Consider the following 23567-nt stretch of genomic DNA (forward strand, 5'->3'; position numbering starts at 1 on the left):
GGGGTTTTTTGGGGGGGGGGGTTTGTGGGGGGGGGGACCGTTGGGGGGGGGGGGATGCCAGGAGGGGGGGAGGGGAGGCCCCCCCCCCCCCCCCCCCCCCCCCCCCCCGCCCCTCTTCGCCGTCCGGCGACCGCCTCGCGCGCCCCCGAGCCCCGCAGCGGGTGTGACAACTGTGGCGAACCCCGGCCCGAAGCTGCGTAGGGTGCACGTGACCGACCAGTACGACTGAACCGGCGGCGGGTGGGCACCACGGAGAGGGAGGGAGCCGGAGACATGGACGACAAGGACACGCTTCGGGTGGGCTCGGCCGTCCGGAGGAGACGCAGGGCGCTGGACATGACGCTCGCGGCGGTCGCCGCGCGCAGCGGCCTCTCCGTGCCCTTCCTCAGCCAGGTCGAGAACGAGCGCGCCCGCCCGAGCGCGCGCTCGCTGCAGCGGGTCGCCGACGCCCTCGGGACCACGCCCGCAGAGCTCCTGGCCGCCGCCGACAGCGCCCGCACGGTCGATGTCGTACGGTCCGGCGACCACGCGGAGCTGTCGCCCGGACCCGGCATCCGGGCCCTGGTGCGCGGCCATCACCAGCTGCACGCCCTGGAGTTCACCGGCGAGCAGGACGCCGGCCGGGAGTACCTCCACCCCAATGACGAGCTGCTGTACGTCGCCGACGGCGCGGCCGAGGTCGAGGCCGAGGGCCGCGCCTACCGTCTCGCGCGCGGCGACACCCTCTACCTCTCCGGCGGCGTACGCCACCGCTGGCGCGCCACCGAGCCCGGCACCCGCCTCGTGGTGGTGGCCGTCGCCGACCACGTCGAGACGACCGGGCGCTGATGCGGGCCGTGCCCCGGGTCGTCTCCCTCGTACCGTCGCTGACTGAAGCCGTCGCGGCCGGCGCCCCCGGCGTGCTCGTCGGCGCGACCGACTGGTGCACCCACCCGTCCGGTCTGGACGTCGTACGGATCAAGGGCACCAAGAACCCCGACACCGACGCGATCATCGCCCTGCGCCCCGACCTCGTCGTCGCCAACGAGGAGGAGAACCGCGCCGCCGATCTGGCCGTCCTGCGGGCCGCCGGGACAGAGGTCCTGGTGACCGAGGTACGGACCCTGGACCAGGCGTTCCGCGAGCTGGACCGGGTCCTGCGGGCCTGCGGTGTACGCACCCGGCCGCGCTGGCTCGACGAGGCCGAAGCGGCCTGGGGCGCGCTCACCCCGGCCGGGCCGCCCCGCACCGCTGTCGTGCCGATCTGGCGGCGGCCCTGGATGGTCCTCGGCCGCGACACCTTCGCCGGCGATCTGCTGGCCCGCCTGGGAATCCACCACCTGTACGCGGGCCACCCGGAGCGCTACCCCCGGATCCCGCTGGACGAGCTGCGCTCGGGCGGCGCCGACCTGGTGGTCCTGCCCGACGAGCCGTACCGCTTCACCGCCGGCGACGGGCCCGAGGCGTTCGCCCCGATGCCCGTGGCCCTGGTCAGCGGCCGGCACCTCACCTGGTACGGGCCGTCCCTGGCCGAGGCGCCCCGGGTGCTGCGAGCAGCTCTCCGCTGACCAGCCCCCGTACGGTGCGCGCCCCCGCGACCAGCCACGCCGCCACCAGGGCGGCGTACAGCACGACGGCGAGCCACCGCAGCGCGTCGAGGCCGGTGTGCGCGGCCAGACCCTCCGCGCCCGTCACACACGTGCCCACCGGGAACGTGAACGCCCACCAGGTCATCGCGAAGCCCATCCCACGGTGCCGGGCACGGACCACCATCGAGGCGGCCAGCGCCAGCCACAGCAGCGCGAAGCCCATCATCGGCACCCCGTAGATCACCGCGAAGACCGTGAACCCCTCGGCGTACGGCGCGGGCAGCACGCCGGGTGCCACATCGGCGAATTTGTTCACCGCGGTCGTCGACTGGCCCAGCGGCCCGAGCACCAGGAACAGCGTCGGAGTGAGCGCGAGCGGCAGCGGACCGCCGGTCACCAGCCGTCCGAACACCAGCGGCAGCATCACCAGCGTCGCCAGCAGGCTCAGGCCGAACATCGCGTAGCAGCCGAGCAGCATGGCCTCCCGCGCCTGGCCGGCGGGCAGATGCCCGACGAGGAGCGGGCCCAGCGCGGCGGAAACCATCGGCGCGACGACCGGGAGCAGCCACACCGGTGACGCGCTCTCGATCCTGTGGTGGACGACCATGAGGTACGGCACGGCGACGGCGGCGGCCAGGCCGATCGCGGTCCCCGCCGTGAACAGCACGACATCGAGCGCGAGGGCCGCCTCCCCGCCGATCCAGTCCCGGCCCACCAGCATCGCCCCGCCGCCGACCGCGAGCAGCGCCATCGACAGACAGCCGTAGAACGGCGCGACGGCCGGGTCCAGCAGGTGCTCGCGCGCCCGGTCCCGGTGGTGCCTCCAGTGAAGGGCCCTGGCCGTCAGCAGCGCCGTCAGCATCGCCAGGGAGAGCGCCCAGACCGCTGCGCACGCCGTCCGCAGTCCCGGAACGCCGACCGGCAGCGCCGCGCCCGCGTTGGCGACGATCGCGGTGCCCATGACGGAGGCGTACCAGTTCGGGCCGAGGTGACGTACCGCTGCGGCCTTGACCTTGTGGGGGGCGGCGGGACGGTACGTACAGGGTTGAGCGAGGGTGACCATGAACCCAGCCTCCGCGCGCGAGGGAACCCCGACCAGGGATCACCGGCCTATGCCGTCATAAGCTGGGCTTATGAGCAGCGACGCACCCCTGTCCCACCGGGTCCCCGACCTCGGCGCCCTCGAACTGCTCCTCGCCGTCGCGCGGCACGGCAGCCTCGGCCGGGCGGCGCGTGAGGTCGGCATCACCCAGCCCGCCGCGAGCAGTCGCATCCGCTCCATGGAACGGCAGCTCGGCGTCGCCCTGGTGGACCGCTCGCCCCGCGGCTCACGGCTCACCGACGCGGGCGCGCTCGTCACCGACTGGGCCCGGCGGATCGTCGAGGCGGCGGAGGCCTTCGACGCGGGCGCGCAGGCGCTGCGGGACCGGCGTGACTCCAGGCTGCGGGTCGCCGCCTCGATGACCATCGCCGAGTATCTGCTGCCGGGCTGGCTCATCGCGCTGCGCGCGGGCCGCCCCGACACCGCGGTGTCGCTTCTCGCGGGCAACTCGGCGGCCGTCGCCGAGCGTCTCCTGGACGGCGAGGCGGACCTCGGTTTCGTGGAGGGCCTGGCCATACCGGACGGACTGGACGGGGTCGTCGTGGCGCACGACCGGCTCACCGTCGTCGCCGCCCCGACCCACCGGTGGGCCCGCCGCCGGGCGCCCGTCGCCCCTGCCGAGGTCGCCGAGACCCCCCTGATCCTGCGCGAGCGCGGTTCCGGCACCCGGCAGGTCCTCGACTCGGCGCTCGCGGCTTACGGAGGCCTCGCCGAGCCGCTGCTCGAACTGGCCTCCACGACGGCGGTGAAGGCGGCGGCGGTCAGCGGCGCGGGCCCGGCGGTCCTCAGCGAGCTCGCCATCGCGGAGGAGCTGGCCTCACGCCGGCTGGTCGAGATCCCGGTGGAGGGCGTCAGCCTCCGCCGCGACCTCCGCGCGGTCTGGCCGACGGGCCACCGCCCCACGGGTCCGGCCCGCGACCTCCTGGCTCTGACGCGGACGTGAGCGGGCCGTGACCGGAGCGGGGGCCGAGGCCGGGGCTTCGGTCGCCCGCGGCCGGGACCAGTGCCCGCCTCGTCTCGGTCGCCCGCGGCCCGGTCCTCATCACCTCAGCGCTGCCCGGCCCGGCCCGCATCACCTCGGTCGCCCGCGGCCGGGACCAGTGCCCGCGCATCGTCTCAGCCGCCCGCGGCCCGGACCAGTGCCCGCATCACCCGTAGGTCCTCGCCCATCTCCGGGTGCCACTGCACGCCGACTACCCATGCCGGTTCGGGGAGTTCGATCGCCTCCACCGTGCCGTCCCCGGCGTACGCGGAGATCGTCAGGCCCTCGCCCAGCCGGTCCACCGCCTGGTGGTGATACGTCGGCACCGACGTCTCCTCCGGTGCCAGCGACGCGTACCGCGTCCCCGGCACCGGCTTCACCGGATGCCGCCCGAAGACGCCCACCCGCTCGACGTGCCCGTCCAGGTGCTGCACGAGCGTCCCGCCGAGCGCGACGTTCAGCAGCTGCATGCCCCGGCAGATGCCGAGCAGCGGTGTGCCGGACTCCAGTGCCGCGTGGATCAGGGCGAGTTCCCATGCGTCCCGCTCCCGGGCCGGCGGTCCGGTACGGGGCCCGGGCTCGGCTCCGTACCGGACGGGCTCCACATCCGCCCCTCCCGCGACGACCAGCCCGTCGAGCCGGGCCACGACCTCGGCGGCGAGGCCCGGATCGTCCGGGGGGACCATCGCCGCGATACCGCCCGAGGCCTGGACGAGCCGGGGGTAGGCGGCGGGCAGCAGCGCGGCGGGCAGGTCCCACACGCCCCACTGGGCGGACGTCTCCAGATAGGTCGTCACACCGATGAGCGGCTTGGACACGGTCGGGCCTCCGGCAGGGGTGGGTGCGGGGATCAGTCGCGTTCGAGTTCGGCCTCGGCCGCGGCCAGTGCCGCGAACTCCTCCTCGGGCGCGCGGGCGACCAGGTGGTGGCGACTGTAGAAGGCGAAGTAGGCGAGGGCGACGACATAGACGCCGAGCGCCATGAACGCCGCGTCCTTGTCGACCAGGAAGGTCGCGACCAGCGCCGACAGGGCGAGGACGAAGGCGACTGACGAGGTGACGATGCCGCCGGGCGTCCGGTACGGCCGGGCGAGCCCGGGCTCGCGACGGCGGAGCACGATGTGCGAGAGCGCCATCAGCGCGTACGAGATGGTCGCGCCGAAGACCGCGATGTTCAGCATCCGCGCGCCGTTGCCCGTACCGGCGGCGAGCGCGAATCCGATCGCGCCCGGGATCAGCAGGCCCAGGTAGGGGGACTTGCGGCGGCTGGTCAGGGACAGGAACCGGGGCAGATAGCCGGCCCGGGAGAGGGCGAAGAGCTGGCGCGAGCCCGCGTAGATGAGCGAGAAGAACGAGGCCACCAGGCCGGCCAGGCCCGCGTAGTTGACGAAGCGGCTGAGCGCCGTCGGGTCGCCTTCGCCCTGGAGGGCCACGACGAGCGGGTTGCCGGCCTCCTGGATGGCGGCCGAGCTCCGCGCGCCCGTGGAGGCGAAGAAGGTGATGACGGCGAGCAGGACCAGGATGGACATCGAGATGGCGAGCGCCTTCGGCATGGACTTGACCGGATCCTTGGCCTCCTCGGCGGCGAGCGGGACACCCTCCACACCGAGGAAGAACCACATGCCGAACGGGAAGGCGGCCCAGATGCCCAGCAGGCCGAACGGCAGCCAGGAGCTGGAGCCCGTCGCGTCCGGGTCGACCGGGATGTCGTCCAGGCCGCTCACCTGGAAGTCGGTGAGCGCGCCGAGCGCGAAGATCAGCAGCGCGGCCACCGCGACCGCGGTGACGATCAGGCTGAAGCGCAGCGCCTCGCCGACGCCCCACAGATGGATGCCGATGAAGATCACGAAACAGGCGAGATAGACCGGCCAGCCGGACTCCAGGCCGAACAGCCCCAGGGATTCGACGTAGTCGCCGATGAAGATGGAGATCGCGGCGGGGGCGAGGATGTACTCGATGAGGATCGCCGTGCCGGTGAGGAAGCCGCCCCAGGTGCCGAGCGCGCGGCGGGCGAAGCCGTAGCCGCCGCCCGCCGTGGGCAGGATCGCGGAGAGTTCGGCGAGGGCGAAGACGAGGCAGGCGTACATCGCGCCCATGAGCAGGGTGGCGATGGCGAGCCCGCCGAAGCCGCCCTTGGACAGGCCGATGTTCCAGCCGGAGAAGTCGCCGGAGACGACATAGGCCACGCCGAGCCCGGTCAGCAGCAGCCAGCCGGCGCTGCCGCGCCGCAGGGCCCGGCGTTCCAGATAGTCGTCCGATGGTGCCGTCGGCGTGGTACGGCTCTCGTTGGTCTCGTCGAGCGTCATGGCAGCAGAGCTCCCGCGTCGGACCCAATGGAATGGGACCATACCTTTGCGCCGCGCCGCCGTGAACGCAAGACCTCTGCGTTACTTTCGGGTTACGCCCGCCCCCGCGCGGCCTGCGCCCGCCCTTGGGCACTGTCTCAGGTGAGAAAGCCCCGCAGCAGCGCCGCCGTGCCGCCGCAGTGCTCGCGCATCACCTCGCGGGCCGCGTCCGCGTCCCCGTCGAGGATCGCCTCCACGAGAGCGGTGTGCTGGTGCTGGGAGTGCTCCAGATTGCGTACGAGCAGGGGGATGCAGTCCAGCAGGTCGTTCACCGATGCCCGCACGGCGGCGTACTGGGCCGTCAGCGTCGCCGAGCCGGACAGCTCGGCGATCGTCAGATGGAGCAGGGTGTCGAGCCGGCGGTAGTCGCCGAGCTCCGCGTCGTGCGTCGCGGCGAGCGCCGCGCGCAGCCGCTCCCCGCCCTCCTCGGTGAGTCCGTGGGCCGCGCAGAGCCCGGCCGCGCCGACCTCCAGCACCTCACGGAAGCGCAGGGTGTCCTCGACGTCCACCGAGGCGATCCGGCGCCGCAGTTCGTCCTCGCCGCCGGTTCGGTCCCGCTGGAGCACAAACGTTCCGCCGTACCGGCCGCGCCGGCTCTCCACCAGCCCCTGGTCCTGGAGGACCTTCAGCACCTCCCGCAGGGTGACCCGGCTGATCCCCATCCGGTCCGCCAGCTCCCGCTCGGCGGGCAGTCGCTCCCCGCCGGGCACGAGCCCGAGCCGCACGATCTGGAGGATCTGCTCCAGCGCCTCCTCGAAGCCGTTGCCCGCCCGCACCGGCCTGAGAACGGGCGTCAGCCGGTCCGCCGGTTCACTCGTCCTGGCCACGTTGTGGTTTCCCCTTCCCAAGCAATGGTCTTCGGCAATACCTTATGGCTTCCGGCAGGCCGTCACCATGACGTGAATCGGAGTATTCCCGTGGCAGACCGCAAACCCCCGCTCGCCGTCGAGGAGCTGCGCGCCCTCGTCGCGAACGGTGAGATCGACACAGTCGTCCTCGCCTTCCCCGATATGCAAGGGCGGCTCCAGGGCAAACGGTTCGCCGCGCCCTTCTTCCTCGAGGAGGTACTGGAGCACGGCACCGAGGGCTGCAACTATCTCCTCGCCGTGGACGTGGAGCTCAACACCGTCGACGGCTACGCGATGTCCTCCTGGGACAGCGGCTACGGCGACTTTGCCATGCACCCCGACCTCTCCACACTGCGACGCGTCCCCTGGGACGAGGGCACCGCCCTGCTCGTCGCCGATCTCGCCTGGAACGACGGCTCGCCCGTCGTCGCGGCGCCCCGGCAGATCCTGCGCCGACAGCTGGAGCGCCTCGCCGAGCACGGCTTCACCGCCCACGTCGGCACCGAGCTCGAGTTCATCGTCTTCAAGGACACCTACGAGCAGGCCTGGGACGCGAACTACCGCGACCTCACCCCGGCCAACCAGTACAACATCGACTACTCGGTCCTCGGCACCGGCCGCATCGAACCGCTGCTGCGCCGCATCCGCAACGAGATGGCCGCAGCCGGACTGACCGTCGAGTCCGCCAAGGGCGAGTGCAACCCCGGCCAGCACGAGATCGCCTTCAAGTACGACGAGGCACTGGTCACCTGTGACCAGCACGCCGTCTACAAGACCGGCGCCAAGGAGATCGCCTCCCAGGAGGGCGTCTCGCTCACCTTCATGGCCAAGTACAACGAGCGCGAGGGCAATTCCTGTCACATCCACCTGTCCCTCCAGGACGCCGACGGGCGCAATGTGATGGCCGGAGACGGCCCGGGTGGCATGTCGCCCGTGATGCGTCACTTCCTCGCCGGGCAGCTCGCCGCCCTCCGTGACTTCTCCCTGCTGTACGCGCCCAACATCAACTCGTACAAGCGCTTCCAGCCCGGTTCCTTCGCGCCGACCGCCGTCGCCTGGGGCTACGACAACCGCACCTGCTCGCTCCGGGTCGTCGGCCACGGCCGCTCGATGCGCTTCGAGAACCGCCTCCCCGGCGGTGACGTCAACCCGCACCTCGCCGTCGCCGGGCTCGTGGCCGCCGGCCTGTACGGCATCGAGAACCAGCTGGAACTCCCGGACGCCTGCACCGGAAACGCCTACACCGGCGACTACGCGCATGTGCCCACCACCCTCCGCGAGGCCGCCGAGCTGTGGGAGAACAGCCCCATCGCCAAGGCCGCCTTCGGCGACGAGGTCGTCGCCCACTACCGCAACATGGCCCACGTCGAGCTGGAGGCCTTCGACGCCGCGGTGACCGACTGGGAGCTGCGCCGCTCCTTCGAACGCATGTGAGGAACGCCTTGTCGTACGAGCACCCCGCTTCCGCACACCAGGTCCTGAACCCGGCGACCGAGGAAGTCATCGCCACCGTCCCCGCGGCGGCCGCGGCCGACATCGACGCCGCCGTCGCCCGGGCCCGCGCCGCACAGCGCGGCTGGGGCGCCGCCGCGCCCGCGGACCGCGCCCGGCTCCTGCGCCGCTTCGCCGCCGTCGTCGACGACCACATCGAGGAACTCGCCCAGCTGGAGGTCCGCGAAGCCGGTCACACGATCGGCAACGCCCGCTGGGAGGCCGGGAACGTCCGTGATCTCCTCGACTTCGCCGCCGGGGGAGTGGAGCGGCTCTCCGGCCGCCAGATCCCGGTCTCGGGCGGCCTCGACATCACGATCCTCGAACCACTCGGTGTGATCGGCGTGATCGCGCCGTGGAACTTCCCCATGCCGATCGCCGCCTGGGGCACGGCCCCGGCCCTCGCGGCGGGCAACGCGGTGATCCTCAAGCCCGCCGAGACCACCCCGCTCACCGCGCTGCGCCTCGCCGAACTCGCCCTGGAGGCAGGCCTTCCCGAGCATCTGTTCCAGGTGCTGCCGGGCGCCGGCGACGTCGCGGGCAACGCGCTCGTCGAGCACCCCGGCGTCGCGAAGATCGTCTTCACCGGCTCCACCCGGGTCGGAAAGTCGATCATGGCGAAGTGTGCCGACCGCGTGAAGCGGGTGACCCTGGAACTCGGTGGCAAGAGTCCCAACATCGTCTTCGCGGACTCGGACATCGAGGCCGCGGCGGCCGCGGCCCCCATGTCCTTCCTGGACAACTCCGGCCAGGACTGCTGCGCCCGCACCCGCATCCTGGTCCAGCGCTCCGCGTACGACCGCTTCATGGAGCTGCTCACCCCGGCCGTCCAGGAGATCGTCGTCGGCGACCCCTTGGACGAGAAGACCCAGATGGGCCCGCTGATCTCGGCCGCGCAACTCCAGCGCGTACGGTCCTATGTCACCGACGACCTCAAGGGCATTCGCGGCACCGCCCCCGACGGCCCCGGCTTCTGGTTCCCGCCGACCGTCCTCACCGAGCTGCCCGAGGACGCGCCCTGCGCCACCGAAGAGGTCTTCGGCCCGGTCGCCGTCGTCCTGCCCTTCGAGGACGAGGAGGACGCGGTCCGGCTCGCCAACGCCACCGACTACGGCCTCTCCGGCTCCCTGTGGACCCGCGACATCGGCCGGGCCCTGCGCGTCTCGCGGGCCGTCGCCGCCGGCAACCTCTCCGTCAACTCCCACTCCAGCGTCCGCTACTGGACGCCGTTCGGCGGCTACAAGCAGTCCGGTCTCGGCCGCGAGCTCGGCCCCGACGCCCTCACCGCTTTCACCGAAACCAAGAACGTCTTCATCAGCACGGAGGCCTGAGCACATGACCGACAGCACCAGCGAGAACATCTGCCGCCGCCTGGCGGGCCGTACCGCCGTCATCACCGGCGCCGGCAGCGGCATCGGCCTGGCCACCGCGCGCCGCCTCGCCTCCGAGGGCGCCAACGTCGTCTGCGGCGACATCGACGAGACCGCGGGCAAGGCCGCCGCCGAGGAGGTCGGCGGGACGTTCGTACGCGTCGACGTCACCGACCCCGAGCAGGTCGAGGCGCTCTTCAAGACCGCCTTCGACACCTACGGCAGCGTCGACATCGCCTTCAACAACGCGGGCATCTCTCCGCCCGACGACGACTCCATCCTCACCACCGGCCTCGAGGCCTGGAAGCGCGTCCAGGACGTCAACCTGACCTCCGTCTACCTGTGCTGCAAGGCCGCCCTGCCCTACATGCAGCGCCAGGGCAAGGGCTCCATCATCAACACCGCGTCCTTCGTCGCCATCATGGGCGCCGCCACCTCCCAGATCTCCTACACCGCCTCCAAGGGCGGCGTGCTCGCCATGTCCCGCGAGCTCGGGGTGCAGTTCGCCCGCGAGGGCATCCGGGTGAACGCCCTGTGCCCGGGGCCGGTCAACACACCGCTGCTTCAGGAGCTGTTCGCGAAGGACCCCGAGCGTGCCGCCCGTCGCCTGGTGCACATCCCGGCCGGCCGGTTCGCCGAGGCGGAGGAGATCGCCGCCGCCGTCGCCTTCCTCGCGAGCGACGACTCCTCGTTCATCAACGCCACCGACTTCCTCGTCGACGGCGGTATCGCGGGCGCGTACGTCACCCCGCTCTAACCGTTCACCCCGCTTCCACCCACCCGACAGCCGGGCGTCGCACGACGCCCGGCTGTCGCGCACAGATCAGGAGTGTGCTCATGAACGCCAAGCGCCGCTGGTCCGCCGCGACCGCCGCTCTCGCCCTCGCCGCCACGGGCCTTCTCGCCGCCCGCCCCGCCCAGGCGCACACCCCCCGACCCTGCCCGACGCTGAAGATCACTCAGGGCTGGTACGGCGACAACCGGGCCGCGCTCCAGCGGCTCATCGACACCCACTGCGCGGAGCGGACCTCCACGGCACGCAAGGGGAACAAGCCCGTCGCCGTCTTCGACTGGGACAACACCGTCATCAAGAACGACGTCGGTGACGCCACCCTGTTCTGGCTGCTGCGCAACAGCGCGATACGACCACCCCGCCACGGCGACTGGCGCACCACCAGCCGCTACCTCACCGATGAGGCCGCCACCGCGCTCGCCGCCGCCTGTCCCACCGGCGTACGCACCCTCCCCACCGCCACCGACACCCGCTGCGCCGACGAGATCCTCTCCGTCTACGCGCGGGGCGCGACGACCACCGGCGCCGCCGCCTTCGCCGGCTTCGACCACCGCCGCATGGAACCCCAGTACGCCTGGCTCGCGCAGCTCCTGCACGGCTGGACCACCCGCCAGGTCGCCTCCTTCGCGGCGGCCGCCCGCACCGAGAACCTCGCCGCGCCCGTGGGGACCCAGCAGCGCGTCGGCAGCGGCACCGCCACCGGCTGGGCCCGGTACTACGACCAACAGCGGGACCTGATCCGTACGCTCCAGCAGGCCGGCTTCGACGTCTGGATCACGTCCGCGTCCCCCGAGCCCGTCGTCGACGTCTGGGCGGCCGGTGTCGGCATCGAGGCCTCCCACGCCCTCGGGATCCGCAACACCACGGAACACGGCCGCCTCGGCTCCCACCTCAAGGGCTGCGGCACCGTCCGCGACGGCGACGACTCGATGATCACGTACATCGACGGCAAGCGCTGCTGGATCAATCAGGAGATCTTCGGAGTGCGGGGCGCGGCCGCCGAGAGGATCCAACCCCCGGCCCACCGACAGGTGTTCGCGGCCGGCGACTCCGACACCGACATCTCCTTCCTGCGCGACGCCACCGAACTGCGGCTGGTCCTCAACCGCAACAAGAACGAGGTGATGTGCCGGGCGTACGACAACGAGGACGGCCACTGGCTCGTCAACCCGATGTTCATCGAGCCGAAGAAGCGGAAGACGAGCCCCTACCCCTGCGCCACCTCCGGCTACACCGCCGGCGACGGGTCCACCGGCCCCGTGCGGCGCGACGACGGGAGCGTCGTGCCCGACCAGCGGGACTCGGTGTACGCCTCCTGAAGTCGCCCTCTAGGGTGATCGAATGAGCATGACGACCCCTCCCCCTACGCCTGGCGGCCTGGGGGGACCCCCAGGCTGGTATGCGGACCAGGGCACGCCCGGCGTCGAACGGTGGTGGGACGGTGCGGCGTGGACGGCGCACACCCGGCCGCTCACGTCACCGGTGACGGTTCCCATGACGTCTCCCACCGTGTCGCCGCCGCAGCGGACCCTTACGAGCGGCACCGTCGTCGCGGTCGTCGGCGCGGCCCTCGTGGTCGTGGCGGCGGCCGTGACCGGCGTCCTCGTCCTCGGCGGTGACCAGGACGACCCGCCCCGGGCGGCCGCCTCCACCAGCGCTCCCACCGACGACAAGAACACCACTTCGCCGGCGCCCGCCTCCTCCGCACCGGCCGAGGACCCCACCCGCGTCACGGACCAGCTCAACGGCATCACCCTGCCGATCCTCACGGGCTGGGAGAAGCCGGAGTACTTCGCCGAGGACGCGACGGCGGTGACCACGGTCGGCACCTATGACTGCCCCGACGGCGCCGTCAAGTACTGCCGCCGGGGCACCGTCTCCTCGCGCCCCGGCCCCGCCGGGGACGGGACCACCTCCGAGGCTCTCGCCAAGGCGGACATCGCCCAGGCCGCGAAGACCGCCTACGGAGAGGACTTCCTCGGCAACACCATCCGCGGGGGCATCCGCTCCCACACCGTGCTCGCCTCCAAGCCCACCGTGGTCGCCGGCCGCACGGGCTATCTGGTGCGCTGGCGGATCGTCAACGGCAAGGGACCCGGCGGCTACGTCCAGTCCGTCGCCTTCCCGTCCTCCCTGGGCAGCGAGTCGCCCGTGATCCTCCGCTTCGTCTTCGACGCGGGGACGGACGGGCCCGCGCTCGCGCAGATGGACGAGATCCTGAAGGGCATCCGCCCCATCGGCAGCTCCACCGGTGGCGGGGTCGGCAGCAGCGTCGGTCCCTGAGGGAGCCAGCAGCCGGGGCCTGCCGTTCGGATCCCGCCGGGCCGAACATCCAGGCCCGACCCGGAAGCCAGGTCTTGCGCGGGCCGGAGGCCAGGCCCCGCACGGGCCGCGAGCCAGGCTCTCCCCGACCAGGACGACAGTTCTTGCCCGATCCGGAGGACAGTCCCTGCCCGATCCGGAAGCGGGGCCCTAGAGGAAGGTGCGGCCCTCGCCGCGGTACGTCGGCACGGTGGCCGTGATCCGGTCGCCCTCGATCAGATGCAGCCGGTCGAACCGCTCGCACATCTCCCCGGCCTTGGCGTGCCGGAACCACACCTTGTCGCCGATCAGCAGATCGTCGGCGGCGGAGCCGAGGAGCGGTGTCTGCACCTCTCCGGCGCCCTCCTGCGGGTCGTAGCGCAGGCCCTCGGGGAGGTACGGCACCGGCAGCCGGTCCGGCCCCGCCGCGCCGGACGCCGGGTAGCCCCCGCCCAGCACGGTCACCACGCCGACGCCCGGCCGGCGCACGACCGGCTGGGCGAAGAGCGCGGCCGGGCGTGCGCTGAAGGACGTGTAGTTGTCGAAGAGCCTCGGGGCGTAGAGCCCGGAGCCTGCGGCGATCTCGGTCACCGCGTCCTCGGCGGCCGTGTGCTGCACGCTGCCGGTGCCGCCGCCGTTGACGAACTCCAGGTCCGGGGCGACGGCGCGCACCGCCCGCACCACGGCCGCCCTGCGCTCGGCCAGCTCCCGGCGCGCGGCGGCCTGCATCAGCCGGATCGCCCGCGAACGCACGGGCCGGCCCGCCAACGAGTCGCCGACACCGGCCACATGCCCCTCGTACGCCATGAGCCCCACCAGCCGGAAACCGGGACGGCGGTCGATCGAACGGGCCAGCTCGGCCAGGTCCGCGGGCTCCCGCAGCGGCGAGCGCCGGGCACCGATCCGTACCCGGCCCCCCAGCAGACGCAGGGCGGTGTCCAGCTCCAGACACACCCTGATCTCCTCGCCACCGCCGGCGCGGGCCGTGTCGATCAGCTCCAGCTGCGCCGGGTCGTCGACCATCACCGTCACGGCGGCGGCGAGCTTGGCATCCGACGCGAGCTCGGCGAAGCCGGCGCGGTCCGCGGACGGATAGGCCAGCAGCACGTCCTCGAACCCGGCCCGCGCGAGCCACAGCGACTCGTCGAGCGTGAACGACATGATCCCCGCGAACCCCTCCCGCGCGAGCACCCGCTCCAGCAGCGCCCGGCACCTCACCGACTTACTGGCGACCCGGACCGGCTTCCCACCGGCGCGGCGCACCAGATCGTCGGCATTGGCGTCGAACGCCTCGAGATCGACCACGGCGAGCGGCGCGTCGAGATGGGCGGTGGCCCGGTCGTAGCGGGCCCTGTCGGCGGCACGGGGAGTCATGGGCCGAGCTTGCCAGACCGGATTACCCGGGGGTAGGGGGATGTTCCGGTCAGATGCCCCGCGCCCCAGGTCTCGTTGGAGCGGGACGGGGAACAGCCCGTAGAGTGACGGGGCCGCGCCATCGAACGGGCCTGCTCCGGAAGGCGATCGGCAGGCGGTACGAACGGCGACGACGGGGGGCGGGATGAGCACCGAAGCAAGACGCCCACGCCCCCGCCCCACGAATCCCGGCACCCCCCGCGAGCTCCCCCCGGCACCGCCGCGGGGACCGAGCGCGCCCGGAGAGGGCCGGGCCGGCGGAGGGGGTTCGCCCACGGCGGCGCCCGGCACGGGCCGCATCGAGGACGGCCCGCAGGTGGCACCCGAGCGCAGGCTGCCCGGCGCGCTGCCGGTGGATCTGTCCGAAGCACGCGAGCGCACGACGCGGGGTCCGGTCCCGGCGGATTCGTCCAGCGCCGCCGCCTCACCGCGCCCGGACACCGACCGAAGCCCTTCGTACGGGTCGCTTCCCGGGACGCCGTCCGACCTTCAGCGGCCCGCCGCGAGGACCGTTCCCAGTCCCACTCGGGGCGTCCCCGGCCACGCGGCCGGCCCCGCCACCCAGGCACCCGACTCCCGGCCCGCCAGGGGCGTCGCGGGCAGCCGCCCGGCGACTTCGGCGCCGGAGGCCCGGTCGCTCACGGAGGCGGCGCGGTCGGCACAGCAGCCGCCCGCCCCGTCCGCGGCGAACCCGGCCACGGCCGGCCCCGCCCCGCAGGCAAGGGCGCTTCCTCCGGTGCCGACGCCCGCGCCCACGCACCCCGCACAGCAGCCGGAAGCTCCGCGACTCCCCGATGCCGCGGCCCCGTCCGACCGCCGCCCCCCGACGGGCTCCCCGTACCCGTCCCAGGCCACGTCCTCCGCGCGGCCTGCCCTACCCCCGGCCCCGTCCGCCCAGCCGCACGGCGCCGGCGGTGCGCGGGCCGAGGCCGGTCCGCCCGCGCTGCCGCCCCTGCCGAACACCCGCCCCGCCGTCGCGGCCGCCCCGGCGCACGTCGCCGGGACGCTCCCTTCGGCCGCCCGCCCCGGGTCCGCCCCGACGCACCCCCACATACCCCCTGCCCGCCCCGCCGCGCCCCCGTCGTTCGCGCCGCCCGAGCGGCCCGAGGAGACCACCACCCGGCTCCGGCCCGTCCCGGCGTACGGCGCGTACGACGGGTACGACGGCGGGTACCCGGCCCCGGCCGGCCCCTTCGCCCCGGCCGCCGACCGGGTGCGGCATCCCGCGCGGACCGCCGGGGCCGTCGCCTGCGTCGTCCTGGGGCTCGGGCTCATCGGGGGCGCCGCCACCGGGGCGTGGCTGACCGGGGACTCGGCCGCCGAGGCCGCCGCGCCCACGGGTTACAGCGAGGCGCGCAGCCTGTGGCACAGCGTGCCCGTGGACACGCTCTTCCCGCGCACCCTCAGCGGCAGCGGCGCCGGACCGGGCGGCGCCGACCGGGTGTGGACCCGGATCGCCGTCGCACCCGACGGGGCCTGCGCCGGGGCGCTCGACCCACTGCTCGTCAAGACGTTGGAGCCGGTCGGCTGCGAGCGCGTGCTGCGCGCCACGTACACCGACGCCACGTCCAGCCATGTCACCACCGTGGGTCTGGTCTTCACGAAGGCCGAGCCCGACGGCATGCGCGCCCTGCGGGCCCGCTTCACCGACGGCGCCCTCCAGGAGCGCGCCGACCTGATGCCGCGCACGCTGCCCGCCCCCGGCACCCCCGCCGCCGGGTTCGGCGACCCGCAGCGGGCCAGCTGGCGGCTGAACGTCCTCACCGAAGTCCCCGTCGTCGTCTACGCGGTGTCCGGCTTCGCCGACGGCCGCCCCGTCCCCGACCCGCAGCCCGCCGACGAGGCCATGGCCCCGGCCCAGACGACGGCCCCCGCCCAATCGGGACTCGGCCACGACGCCAAGGGCATCAGCGACCGCATCGAACGCGGTCTGCGCAAGGCCGTCACCGCGGCGACGGAGGAGCCCACATGAGCACGCGCCGGTCCCGCAAGGCGCTCATCGCCCTGAGCGCCGCCGCGTTCGCCGTCCTCCCCGCGACGCCCGCCCACGCCGACGGCATCCGCACCCAGCAGTGGGGCCTGGAGGCGATGCACACCAGCGAGGCGTGGCGTACGACGAAGGGCCACGGCATCACCGTCGCCGTGCTCGACACCGGCGTCGACGACACCCACCCGGACCTGGCCGGCAATGTGCTCCCCGGCCACGACCTGATCGGATTCGGCGCCACCCGCGGCGATCGGGCCTGGGCCCGGCACGGCACCGCGATGGCCGGCATCATCGCCGGCCGCGGACACGGCTCCGGTCGTCAGGACGGCGTCCTCGGCATCGCCCCCGAGGCGAAGATCCTGCCCGTCCGCGTCATCCTCGAAGGCACCGACAAGGCCCGCCAGAAGTCCCGCGCCACCCGTGGCTCCGCCCTCGCCGACGGCATCCGCTGGGCCACCGACCACGGCGCCGACGTCATCAACCTCTCCCTCGGCGACGACAGCGAGTCCGCCCACCCCGAGCCCGGCGAGGACGCCGCCGTCCAGTACGCCCTCTCCAAGGGCGCCGTCGTCGTCGCCTCCGCGGGCAACGGCGGCGAAAAGGGCGACCACATCTCGTACCCCGCCGCCTACCCGGGCGTCATCGCGGTCACCGCCGTCGACCGCTACGGCACCCACGCGGCCTTCTCCACCCGCCGCTGGTACGCCACCGTCTCCGCCCCCGGCGTCGACATCGTCATCCCCGACCCGGACCGCAAGTACTACTCGGGCTGGGGCACCAGCGCCGCCTCCGCCTTCGTCTCCGGCGCCGTCGCCCTGGTCCGCTCCGCCCACCCCGGCCTCACCCCCGCACAGATCAAGAAGCTCCTCATGGACACCGCTCGCAGCCGCCCCGACGGCGGCCGCAGCGACTCCAAGGGGTACGGGACCGTCGACCCGGCCGCCGCCATCAAGGCGGGCGGCGCCCTGCACCCGGGCGACCCGAAGACCGTCTCCGCCCCCGGCTACCGCGCCAAGTTCTTCGGCCCCGGCCCCACCCCGGACGCCGATGACGACGACACCGCCGGCCTGCTCGCCCCCCTCGCCGCCGGGGCGGGCGCGCTCCTCCTGGTGGCCGCCGTCCTCCTGTGGCGCGGCGGTCGGCGGCCGGGCCTCACAACACCGCGACGAACGCCCTGACCGCCGCCCGCGCCGCCTGCTCCACCAGCGCGACACCAGCCTCCTTCGTGGCATGTCCGTCCGAGAGCACCGCCACCAGCAGCCCCCGGCCGCCGACCCGCACGCGCCCGATGCTGTTGACGTCCCACAACCCGGTGGCCGTACGCGGCAGCCATCCGTTCTTCAGCGCCCAGCCGTCCCCGGCCGCCGACACACCCCAGTCCTGATCCCCCGCTGTCCGCCGCATCAGGCCCTGGGCGTACGTACGGGAGGGCGCGTCGAGCGCGGAGTCCGCGCCGAACAGCGCCGCCAGCAGCGCCAGCTGATCCCTGGCCGTGGTCTGCGTCAGCCCCCAAGCCGCCGCCGCGACGGTCTCGGCCAACCCCAGCCGGGAGTTGGCGCCGTCCAGCCCCTGAGCTTGGCCGACGACGTGCCAGAGCGCGGTGGCGGCGGCGTTGTCGCTGCGCTCCATCATGTCGGCCGCGTACGTCTGCTCGGCGGCGGTGAGCGCCCGCCCCGCGTCCTGCGCCCGCAGCAGCAGCGCGGCGAGGATGTCGGCCTTGACGATGCTGGCCGTGTCGTACGTCCTGCCCTCACCGAACACCGCGGAGCGTCCGCTCTCCGGATCGAGCACGCCGACCGACAGGCACGCCCCCTTCCCCGAGGCCACGACCGGCGCGAGCGCCTCGGCCAGTACCGCGTCCAGATCCACTTCCGGCTCCTCACTCACGACGGCCGACGGAGACGACGAGGGGAGCGCCGCCTGGTGCCGTCCCGGCACCGGAGAGTACGAGGGGCACGGCGATCGCCGTGCCCGACACGTGCACGCCCCCGCACGGAATGGACGGACGGCTTGCGAGGCACGCGGCGGACGCCGGCACCGCGCCCGGGTGCCGCCTGCGCCCCGGTCGGCAACCCGCCGGGAAGGCGGCGCCCGGCCGCCGGTTAGGCTCGACGCGTGGCGCTCAAGAACATCCCTGATCCCGGCTTCTCCGACGACGACGGCACCGCCGATCCGAGGCTCTCCGCTGCCCTCGCGGCCTGGGCCGAGAACCGGACCGACCGCTCCGCGCACGCCGCCGTCCTCGACGCCCTGCGCGACGCGCGGCTCCTGGTGCCGATCGTGGCCGTGCTCGGCGAGGTCGAGGTGGACGAGAACGGGCTGCGCCGCGAGAAGACCAGCGACATGGCCGTGCCGACGCTCACCGCCGGTGACCGCCGTGCCCTGCCCGCGTTCACCTCGACCGCGTCCCTCGCCCTCTGGGATCCCGAGGCCCGGCCCGTCGCCGTACCCCTGCACCAGGCGCTGCAGGCCGCCGCCCACGAGAAGGCGGACACGGTCGTACTGGACCTCGCGGGGCCCGTCCCGTACCAGCTCACCGGCCCGGCGCTGCTCGCCCTCGCCGAAGGCCGTACCAGCGCCGACCCGCTGGACGACCCGGCCGTCACGGCCGCGGTACGCGCCGCCGTGGCCGCCGAGCCCGCGGTCGTCCGTGCCCACCTCGGTCCGGGCAGTGCGGACGGAACGCTCGCCCTGGTGCTCGCCCCGGACGCGGCCCCGGGGGAGGCGGCCCAGCGCGTCGCCCGCGCCCTCGCCGCCGACGAAACACTGAGGGCCCGCCTGGTGCGCGGCCTTGACCTGGCACTCCTGCCGGCCTCGGCCACGCCTCCGGGCGAGCCCTTGTATGTGAAGGGGTGAAGCGGCTCTAGCCGTAGACCGGGCCCGTGTACTTCTCGCCCGGGCCCTGGCCCGGCTCGTCCGGGATGATCGAGGCCTCGCGGAACGCCAGCTGCAGCGACTTCAGACCGTCCCGCAGCGGCGCCGCGTGGAAGGAGCTGATCTCCGTCGCGCCCGCGTCCAGCAGACCCGCCAGCGCGTGCACCAGCTTGCGCGCCTCGTCCAGGTCCTTGTGCTCGTCGCCCTCCTCGGTCAGCCCGAGCTTCACCGCGGCCGCGCTCATCAGGTTGACGGCGACCGTCACGATCACCTCGACGGCCGGGACCTCCGCGATGTCGCGGGTCATGGCGTCGAAGTCGGGGGAGTCATTGGTGGGCGTGTCACTCATGCCCCACACGATATGCCCCGCCGCACGCGCCCCCTCCCGCACCCCGTCGCGCCGTCCGGTTAGCTCCTCCGGACAGGAGCTGCTAACCTTGTGTAACGACCGGCTGGACATCTACGTGCCCAGCCCACAAGTGGAGGCTCCGATCTCCCACCTGGCCGTCCTCCGGGACGGCGGGTCACCGGTCAGGTGGCGACCATCGTTCCGTACGGACGATGGAGCCGCCCGATGCGCGCCCCGCGGTTGACCGCGGCGGTGCTCCGGTATTCCCGAGGAGCCCCGCCTGTGTCCCGTCCGGGGCATTTTTCATGTACCGGCGCGGTTGGTCTTACGCAACAGACGTTACGCGTCCGTCCGCCAGACGGTCGCGTGGTGCTACCGAGGAGGATCCATCAGCGCCGAGCCCCGCATTAACGACCGGATTCGCGTTCCCGAAGTGCGACTTGTCGGTCCCAGCGGCGAGCAGGTCGGGATTGTTCCGCTTGCCAAGGCCCTGGAGCTCGCACAGGAGTACGACCTTGACCTGGTCGAGGTCGCGGCGACCGCCCGTCCGCCCGTGTGCAAGCTCATGGACTACGGAAAGTTCAAGTACGAGTCGGCCATGAAGGCCCGTGAGGCGCGCAAGAACCAGGCGCACACGGTCATCAAGGAGATGAAGCTCCGGCCGAAGATCGACCCGCACGACTATGACACCAAGAAGGGTCACGTCGTTCGGTTCCTGAAGCAGGGTGACAAGGTCAAGATCACGATCATGTTCCGTGGTCGTGAGCAGTCCCGCCCGGAGCTGGGCTTCCGGCTCCTCCAGCGCCTCGCTTCGGACGTCGAGGACCTGGGCTTCATCGAGTCCAACCCGAAGCAGGACGGCCGGAACATGATCATGGTTCTTGGCCCGCACAAGAAGAAGACCGAGGCCATGGCCGAGGCGCGTGAGGCCCAGGCCGCACGCAAGGCGGAGCGTCAGGGCGGTTCGTCCGACGACGTCGCCGAGGCTCCGGCAGAGGCGGCGGCTCCGGCCGACGCTCCGGCCGAGACCCCTTCCGAGGCGTGACCTGAGGGGCTGCCATCCAGGCAGCCCCGGGCCTCGCCCCGGATACCCAAACCAAAGATCTGACGCTCCCGGTTGCCCGGTGCCCGCACCGGGTGGGAGCGCCACTGACGAGGAGATACGGCGCGATGCCGAAGAACAAGACGCACAGCGGTGCCAAGAAGCGCTTCAAGATCACCGGCTCCGGCAAGGTGCTCCGTGAGCGTGCCGGCAAGCGCCACCTGCTCGAGCACAAGTCGTCCAAGCTGACGCGTCGCCTCACCGGCAACGCCGAGATGGCCCCGGGTGACGCCGCCAAGATCAAGAAGATGCTGGGCATCTGATTGACCTCGTGCCCTCGCCCGCCGAGGGCCTCCGGCCAAGACCGGGACCAATTCGTTTCCGGGTCGTGTGAGTCCAACCACGGCCCCGCTACAAGGAGTTAACAAGTGGCACGCGTCAAGCGGGCAGTCAACGCCCACAAGAAGCGCCGGGCGATCCTCGAGGCGGCCTCCGGCTACCGCGGTCAGCGCTCGCGCCTGTACCGCAAGGCCAAGGAGCAGGTCACCCACTCGCTGGTCTACAACTACAACGACCGCAAGAAGCGCAAGGGCGACTTCCGTCAGCTGTGGATCCAGCGCATCAACGCCGCTGCCCGCCAGAACGGCATGACGTACAACCGCCTCATCCAGGGTCTGAAGGCCGCCAACATCGAGGTGGACCGCAAGATCCTGGCCGAGCTCGCGGTCAACGACGCCAACGCGTTCGCCGCGCTCGTCGAGGTCGCCCAGAAGGCGCTCCCGAGCGACGTCAACGCCCCGAAGGCCGCTGCCTGATCCAGGCCCCTTCGCATGGCTTCTGCCGGACCCGCAGGCACTGCGCCTGCGGGTCCGGTGCGTTCCACCCGTTCACGTACACGAGAAGTGAGCCGCCGACCATGGGCACCCCCGAGCCGATTTCCCCGCGTTCCCCGCGTGTTGTCGCCGCAAGGCGGCTCGCCAAGCGGAACTTCCGGGGCAAGGACCGACTGTTCATCGCGGAGGGCCCGCAGGCCGTCCGCGAGGCCGTCGAACACCGCGGCGGCGACGGCCGGCCCACCCTCGTCGAGCTCTTCACCACCTTCGAGGCCGCCGAGCGGTACGCGGACATCGTCGACGCCGCCCGCGCCGCCGGCGCCCGGGTGCACCACGCCTCCGACGCCGTGCTCGCCGAGGTGTCCCAGACCGTGACCCCGCAGGGCCTGCTCGGGGTCTGCCGCTTCCTCGATTCGCCCTTCGAGGAGATCCTCGCCGCCCGGCCCAAGCTGGTGGCCGTCCTCGCCCACGTCCGCGACCCCGGGAACGCCGGCACCGTGCTGCGCTGCGCCGACGCCGCGGGCGCCGATGCCGTCGTCCTCACCGACGCCTCCGTCGACCTCTACAACCCCAAGTCCGTACGGGCCTCCGTCGGCTCGCTCTTCCACCTCCCGGTCGCCGTCGGCGTCCCGGTCGAACAGGCCGTCTCCGGTCTGCGGAGCGCCGGCGTACGGATCCTCGCCGCCGACGGCGCGGGCGAGGACGACCTGGACGCCGAGCTCGACGCGGGCACCATGGGCGGCCCCACCGCCTGGATCTTCGGCAACGAGGCCTGGGGACTGCCGGAGGAGACCCGCGCACTCGCGGACGCGGTGGTGCGCGTCCCGATCCACGGCAAGGCCGAGAGCCTCAACCTCGCCACGGCCGCCGCCGTGTGCCTCTACGCCTCAGCCCGTGCCCAGCGTGCTTCCGGAGGGTGCCGCTCCGTCACCTCCAGCTAGTAGGGTGACGGGCTCGGGGGCCCACTGCGCCACACGGAGGGTCGGGGGACGGATGACGGTCGGGACGGACAGGCTCACGCGGACGGCGGACGCCTCGGAGCGCGCCGCCGCGGACGACGGCCCCGGCGCGCCCACCCACGGCCCCGCCGAGCCGCCCACCACGGACGACCGCCCGGGTGAGCACGCCGCCGCGGACGACGGCCCCGGCGCGCCCGCCGATCCGGACAGCGCCCCCGACGGCCTCCCCGCCGCCCCGGGCATTCACCCCGACGACCTGCCCGACGGTCTGGTCGTCGCCGACGAGACCGGCCGGGTCGTGTGTTTCAACGCGGCCGCCGTCCGCATCACCGCCGTACCCAGCGCCGACGCCCTCGGTCTCCCCCTCGACCAGGCCCTTCCGCTGGAGGACCTCAAGGGCCGCCGCTGGTGGGCCCTGACCGATCCGTACGGCGGACTCGCCACCCGGGTCGGCCAGCCCGAGCGCAATCTGCTGCTCCCCGGCGGCCGCGAGGTGCTCGTCTCCGCCCGCTACGTGCGCGAGCACCCCACCGGCCCGGTGCGCCGGGTCGTCGTCAGCCTGCGCGGCACCGAGGCCCGCCGCCGTACCGAACGCAGCCACGCCGAGCTCATCGCCACCGTCGCCCACGAGCTGCGCTCGCCCCTCACCTCGGTGAAGGGCTTCACCGCGACCCTCCTCGCCAAGTGGGAGCGGTTCACCGACGACCAGAAGCGGCTGATGCTGGAGACCGTCGACGCCGACGCCAACCGCGTCACCCGGCTCATCGCCGAACTCCTCGACATCTCCCGGATCGACTCCGGCCGTCTGGAGGTGCGCCGCCAGCCCGTCGACATCGCCGCGGCCGTCGGCCGGCACGTCCAGTCCCACACCGCCGGCGGTCAGTCCCCGGACCGTTTCTTCGTCCGCGTCCAGCCGCGCCTCCCCGATCTGTGGGCAGATCCGGACAAGATCGACCAGGTCCTCGGCAACCTGCTCGAAAATGCGGTGCGGCACGGCGAGGGAACCGTCACCATCGAGGTGGCACCCGCATCCGTGAAGAGCGCGGATCAGACAGAGAAAGGCACGGCCGTCACCGTGAGCGACGAAGGCCCCGGCATCCCGGAGGAGTCGATGGGCCGCGTCTTCACCCGCTTCTGGCGGGGGAGCAAACGCGGTGGCACCGGTCTGGGCCTCTACATCGTCAAGGGCATCGTCGAGGCGCACGGCGGGACGATCACCGTCGGCCGCGGACCCGGCGGTGGCGCCGAGTTCCGATTTATCCTGCCCGTCGGCGCTCCGGCCTATCTCCAGTAGAAACGCCTGAGCGGCCC

At 73.1% G+C, this 23567-nt stretch carries 24 protein-coding genes; 16 read left to right on the top strand and 8 right to left on the bottom strand.

The window, feature by feature from the left end:
- Window positions 1-273 precede the first annotated feature (273 nt).
- Both ACZ5VC_RS27830 and ACZ5VC_RS27835 read left to right on the top strand, forming a co-directional pair.
- Complete coding sequence (locus ACZ5VC_RS27830; protein WP_469122749.1) at window positions 274-828, top strand: helix-turn-helix domain-containing protein; 555 nt, start codon at window positions 274-276, stop codon at window positions 826-828.
- Complete coding sequence (locus ACZ5VC_RS27835; protein ID WP_469122750.1) at window positions 828-1547, top strand: helical backbone metal receptor; 720 nt, start codon at window positions 828-830, stop codon at window positions 1545-1547. Before ACZ5VC_RS27830 ends, ACZ5VC_RS27835 begins: the two co-directional genes overlap by 1 nt.
- Here the strand turns inward: ACZ5VC_RS27835 and ACZ5VC_RS27840 are convergent.
- The gene (locus ACZ5VC_RS27840; RefSeq protein WP_469122751.1) at window positions 1486-2631 is read right to left on the bottom strand and encodes a TDT family transporter; all 1146 of its coding nucleotides are present in this window, start codon (window positions 2629-2631) and stop codon (window positions 1486-1488) included. The two genes, ACZ5VC_RS27835 and ACZ5VC_RS27840, sit on opposite strands and share 62 nt — an antisense overlap.
- Before the next feature lie 70 nt (window positions 2632-2701).
- On the opposite strand from ACZ5VC_RS27840, the gene ACZ5VC_RS27845 reads away from it, so the two are divergent.
- Complete coding sequence (locus tag ACZ5VC_RS27845; protein WP_469122752.1) at window positions 2702-3613, top strand: LysR family transcriptional regulator; 912 nt, start codon at window positions 2702-2704, stop codon at window positions 3611-3613.
- Window positions 3614-3786: 173 nt separating this feature from the next.
- On the opposite strand, the gene ACZ5VC_RS27850 is transcribed toward ACZ5VC_RS27845, so the two are convergent.
- From ACZ5VC_RS27850 to ACZ5VC_RS27860, 3 genes are all read right to left on the bottom strand, one after another.
- Window positions 3787-4470, bottom strand: coding sequence for a gamma-glutamyl-gamma-aminobutyrate hydrolase family protein (locus ACZ5VC_RS27850; RefSeq protein ID WP_469122753.1), 684 nt, complete (start codon window positions 4468-4470; stop codon window positions 3787-3789).
- A 32-nt stretch (window positions 4471-4502) separates the two neighbouring features.
- Window positions 4503-5957 carry an ethanolamine permease gene (eat, locus tag ACZ5VC_RS27855; protein ID WP_469122754.1) on the bottom strand — a complete coding sequence of 485 codons (1455 nt, stop codon included), beginning with the start codon at window positions 5955-5957 and terminating at the stop codon, window positions 4503-4505.
- A 137-nt stretch (window positions 5958-6094) separates the two neighbouring features.
- Window positions 6095-6823 (bottom strand): FadR/GntR family transcriptional regulator, encoded by a 729-nt coding sequence (locus ACZ5VC_RS27860; RefSeq protein ID WP_469122755.1) that lies wholly within the window; start codon window positions 6821-6823, stop codon window positions 6095-6097.
- A 90-nt stretch (window positions 6824-6913) separates the two neighbouring features.
- Here ACZ5VC_RS27860 and ACZ5VC_RS27865 point away from each other — a divergent pair, with 90 nt between their 5' ends.
- The 5 genes from ACZ5VC_RS27865 (at window position 6914) to ACZ5VC_RS27885 (ending at window position 12781) form a co-directional block, all read left to right on the top strand.
- Complete coding sequence (locus ACZ5VC_RS27865; RefSeq protein WP_469122756.1) at window positions 6914-8278, top strand: glutamine synthetase family protein; 1365 nt, start codon at window positions 6914-6916, stop codon at window positions 8276-8278.
- 8 nt (window positions 8279-8286) lie between these two features.
- Complete coding sequence (locus ACZ5VC_RS27870; RefSeq protein WP_469122757.1) at window positions 8287-9666, top strand: aldehyde dehydrogenase family protein; 1380 nt, start codon at window positions 8287-8289, stop codon at window positions 9664-9666.
- 4 nt (window positions 9667-9670) lie between these two features.
- Window positions 9671-10462 (top strand): 3-oxoacyl-ACP reductase, encoded by a 792-nt coding sequence (locus tag ACZ5VC_RS27875; protein ID WP_469122758.1) that lies wholly within the window; start codon window positions 9671-9673, stop codon window positions 10460-10462.
- Between the two features lie 80 nt (window positions 10463-10542).
- Entirely contained in the window at window positions 10543-11817 is a 1275-nt protein-coding gene (locus tag ACZ5VC_RS27880) for an HAD family hydrolase (protein ID WP_469122759.1), read from the top strand.
- Window positions 11818-11845: 28 nt separating this feature from the next.
- A complete protein-coding gene (locus ACZ5VC_RS27885) occupies window positions 11846-12781 on the top strand; it encodes a DUF2510 domain-containing protein (RefSeq protein ID WP_469122947.1) in 936 nt (311 codons plus the stop codon).
- A 189-nt stretch (window positions 12782-12970) separates the two neighbouring features.
- On the opposite strand, the gene ACZ5VC_RS27890 is transcribed toward ACZ5VC_RS27885, so the two are convergent.
- On the bottom strand, window positions 12971-14173 hold the full coding sequence (locus tag ACZ5VC_RS27890; RefSeq protein WP_469122760.1) for an amino acid deaminase/aldolase: 1203 nt from the start codon (window positions 14171-14173) through the stop codon (window positions 12971-12973).
- A gap of 528 nt (window positions 14174-14701) precedes the next feature.
- Complete coding sequence (locus ACZ5VC_RS27895) at window positions 14702-14911, bottom strand: hypothetical protein (RefSeq protein WP_469122761.1); 210 nt, start codon at window positions 14909-14911, stop codon at window positions 14702-14704.
- Between the two features lie 352 nt (window positions 14912-15263).
- Between ACZ5VC_RS27895 and ACZ5VC_RS27900 the strand changes: the two genes are divergently transcribed.
- Both ACZ5VC_RS27900 and mycP read left to right on the top strand, forming a co-directional pair.
- Window positions 15264-16184, top strand: coding sequence for a hypothetical protein (locus tag ACZ5VC_RS27900; protein WP_469122948.1), 921 nt, complete (start codon window positions 15264-15266; stop codon window positions 16182-16184).
- Window positions 16181-17377, top strand: coding sequence for a type VII secretion-associated serine protease mycosin (gene mycP, locus ACZ5VC_RS27905; RefSeq protein WP_469122762.1), 1197 nt, complete (start codon window positions 16181-16183; stop codon window positions 17375-17377). The genes ACZ5VC_RS27900 and mycP overlap by 4 nt, the downstream gene beginning before the upstream one ends.
- Here mycP and ACZ5VC_RS27910 read toward each other — a convergent pair.
- Complete coding sequence (locus ACZ5VC_RS27910; protein WP_469122763.1) at window positions 17352-18068, bottom strand: serine hydrolase; 717 nt, start codon at window positions 18066-18068, stop codon at window positions 17352-17354. The two genes, mycP and ACZ5VC_RS27910, sit on opposite strands and share 26 nt — an antisense overlap.
- Before the next feature lie 246 nt (window positions 18069-18314).
- Between ACZ5VC_RS27910 and ACZ5VC_RS27915 the strand changes: the two genes are divergently transcribed.
- Window positions 18315-19055, top strand: a complete 741-nt coding sequence (locus ACZ5VC_RS27915; RefSeq protein ID WP_469122764.1) for an SseB family protein — start codon at window positions 18315-18317, stop codon at window positions 19053-19055.
- A gap of 7 nt (window positions 19056-19062) precedes the next feature.
- On the opposite strand, the gene ACZ5VC_RS27920 is transcribed toward ACZ5VC_RS27915, so the two are convergent.
- Window positions 19063-19422 (bottom strand): DUF1844 domain-containing protein, encoded by a 360-nt coding sequence (locus tag ACZ5VC_RS27920; RefSeq protein ID WP_469122765.1) that lies wholly within the window; start codon window positions 19420-19422, stop codon window positions 19063-19065.
- Between the two features lie 319 nt (window positions 19423-19741).
- Between ACZ5VC_RS27920 and infC the strand changes: the two genes are divergently transcribed.
- The 5 genes from infC to ACZ5VC_RS27945 all read left to right on the top strand — a co-directional run bounded on the left by infC (window position 19742) and on the right by ACZ5VC_RS27945 (window position 23550).
- A complete protein-coding gene (gene infC / locus ACZ5VC_RS27925; RefSeq protein ID WP_468709393.1) occupies window positions 19742-20467 on the top strand; it encodes a translation initiation factor IF-3 in 726 nt (241 codons plus the stop codon).
- 125 nt (window positions 20468-20592) lie between these two features.
- Entirely contained in the window at window positions 20593-20787 is a 195-nt protein-coding gene (gene rpmI / locus ACZ5VC_RS27930; RefSeq protein ID WP_019884943.1) for a 50S ribosomal protein L35, read from the top strand.
- Window positions 20788-20892: 105 nt separating this feature from the next.
- On the top strand, window positions 20893-21279 hold the full coding sequence (rplT, locus tag ACZ5VC_RS27935) for a 50S ribosomal protein L20 (protein ID WP_114037952.1): 387 nt from the start codon (window positions 20893-20895) through the stop codon (window positions 21277-21279).
- A 101-nt stretch (window positions 21280-21380) separates the two neighbouring features.
- A complete protein-coding gene (locus ACZ5VC_RS27940) occupies window positions 21381-22238 on the top strand; it encodes a TrmH family RNA methyltransferase (protein ID WP_469122766.1) in 858 nt (285 codons plus the stop codon).
- Window positions 22239-22290: 52 nt separating this feature from the next.
- Window positions 22291-23550 carry a sensor histidine kinase gene (locus ACZ5VC_RS27945; RefSeq protein WP_469122767.1) on the top strand — a complete coding sequence of 420 codons (1260 nt, stop codon included), beginning with the start codon at window positions 22291-22293 and terminating at the stop codon, window positions 23548-23550.
- The last annotated feature ends 17 nt before the right edge of the window (window positions 23551-23567 follow it).

This window comes from Streptomyces sp. NPDC033174 (genome assembly GCF_055577795.1).

Coding starts and splice junctions, on each gene's coding strand:
- ACZ5VC_RS27920 (WP_469122765.1), bottom strand. CDS start 19,422: ATGAGTGACACGCCCACCAATGACTCCCCCGACTTCGACGCCATGACC.
- mycP (WP_469122762.1), top strand. CDS start 16,181: ATGAGCACGCGCCGGTCCCGCAAGGCGCTCATCGCCCTGAGCGCCGCC.
- ACZ5VC_RS27890 (WP_469122760.1), bottom strand. CDS start 14,173: ATGACTCCCCGTGCCGCCGACAGGGCCCGCTACGACCGGGCCACCGCC.
- rpmI (WP_019884943.1), top strand. CDS start 20,593: ATGCCGAAGAACAAGACGCACAGCGGTGCCAAGAAGCGCTTCAAGATC.
- ACZ5VC_RS27945 (WP_469122767.1), top strand. CDS start 22,291: ATGACGGTCGGGACGGACAGGCTCACGCGGACGGCGGACGCCTCGGAG.
- ACZ5VC_RS27940 (WP_469122766.1), top strand. CDS start 21,381: ATGGGCACCCCCGAGCCGATTTCCCCGCGTTCCCCGCGTGTTGTCGCC.
- ACZ5VC_RS27885 (WP_469122947.1), top strand. CDS start 11,846: ATGACGACCCCTCCCCCTACGCCTGGCGGCCTGGGGGGACCCCCAGGC.
- ACZ5VC_RS27875 (WP_469122758.1), top strand. CDS start 9,671: ATGACCGACAGCACCAGCGAGAACATCTGCCGCCGCCTGGCGGGCCGT.
- ACZ5VC_RS27880 (WP_469122759.1), top strand. CDS start 10,543: ATGAACGCCAAGCGCCGCTGGTCCGCCGCGACCGCCGCTCTCGCCCTC.
- ACZ5VC_RS27830 (WP_469122749.1), top strand. CDS start 274: ATGGACGACAAGGACACGCTTCGGGTGGGCTCGGCCGTCCGGAGGAGA.
- eat (WP_469122754.1), bottom strand. CDS start 5,957: ATGACGCTCGACGAGACCAACGAGAGCCGTACCACGCCGACGGCACCA.
- ACZ5VC_RS27840 (WP_469122751.1), bottom strand. CDS start 2,631: ATGGTCACCCTCGCTCAACCCTGTACGTACCGTCCCGCCGCCCCCCAC.
- ACZ5VC_RS27845 (WP_469122752.1), top strand. CDS start 2,702: ATGAGCAGCGACGCACCCCTGTCCCACCGGGTCCCCGACCTCGGCGCC.
- ACZ5VC_RS27835 (WP_469122750.1), top strand. CDS start 828: ATGCGGGCCGTGCCCCGGGTCGTCTCCCTCGTACCGTCGCTGACTGAA.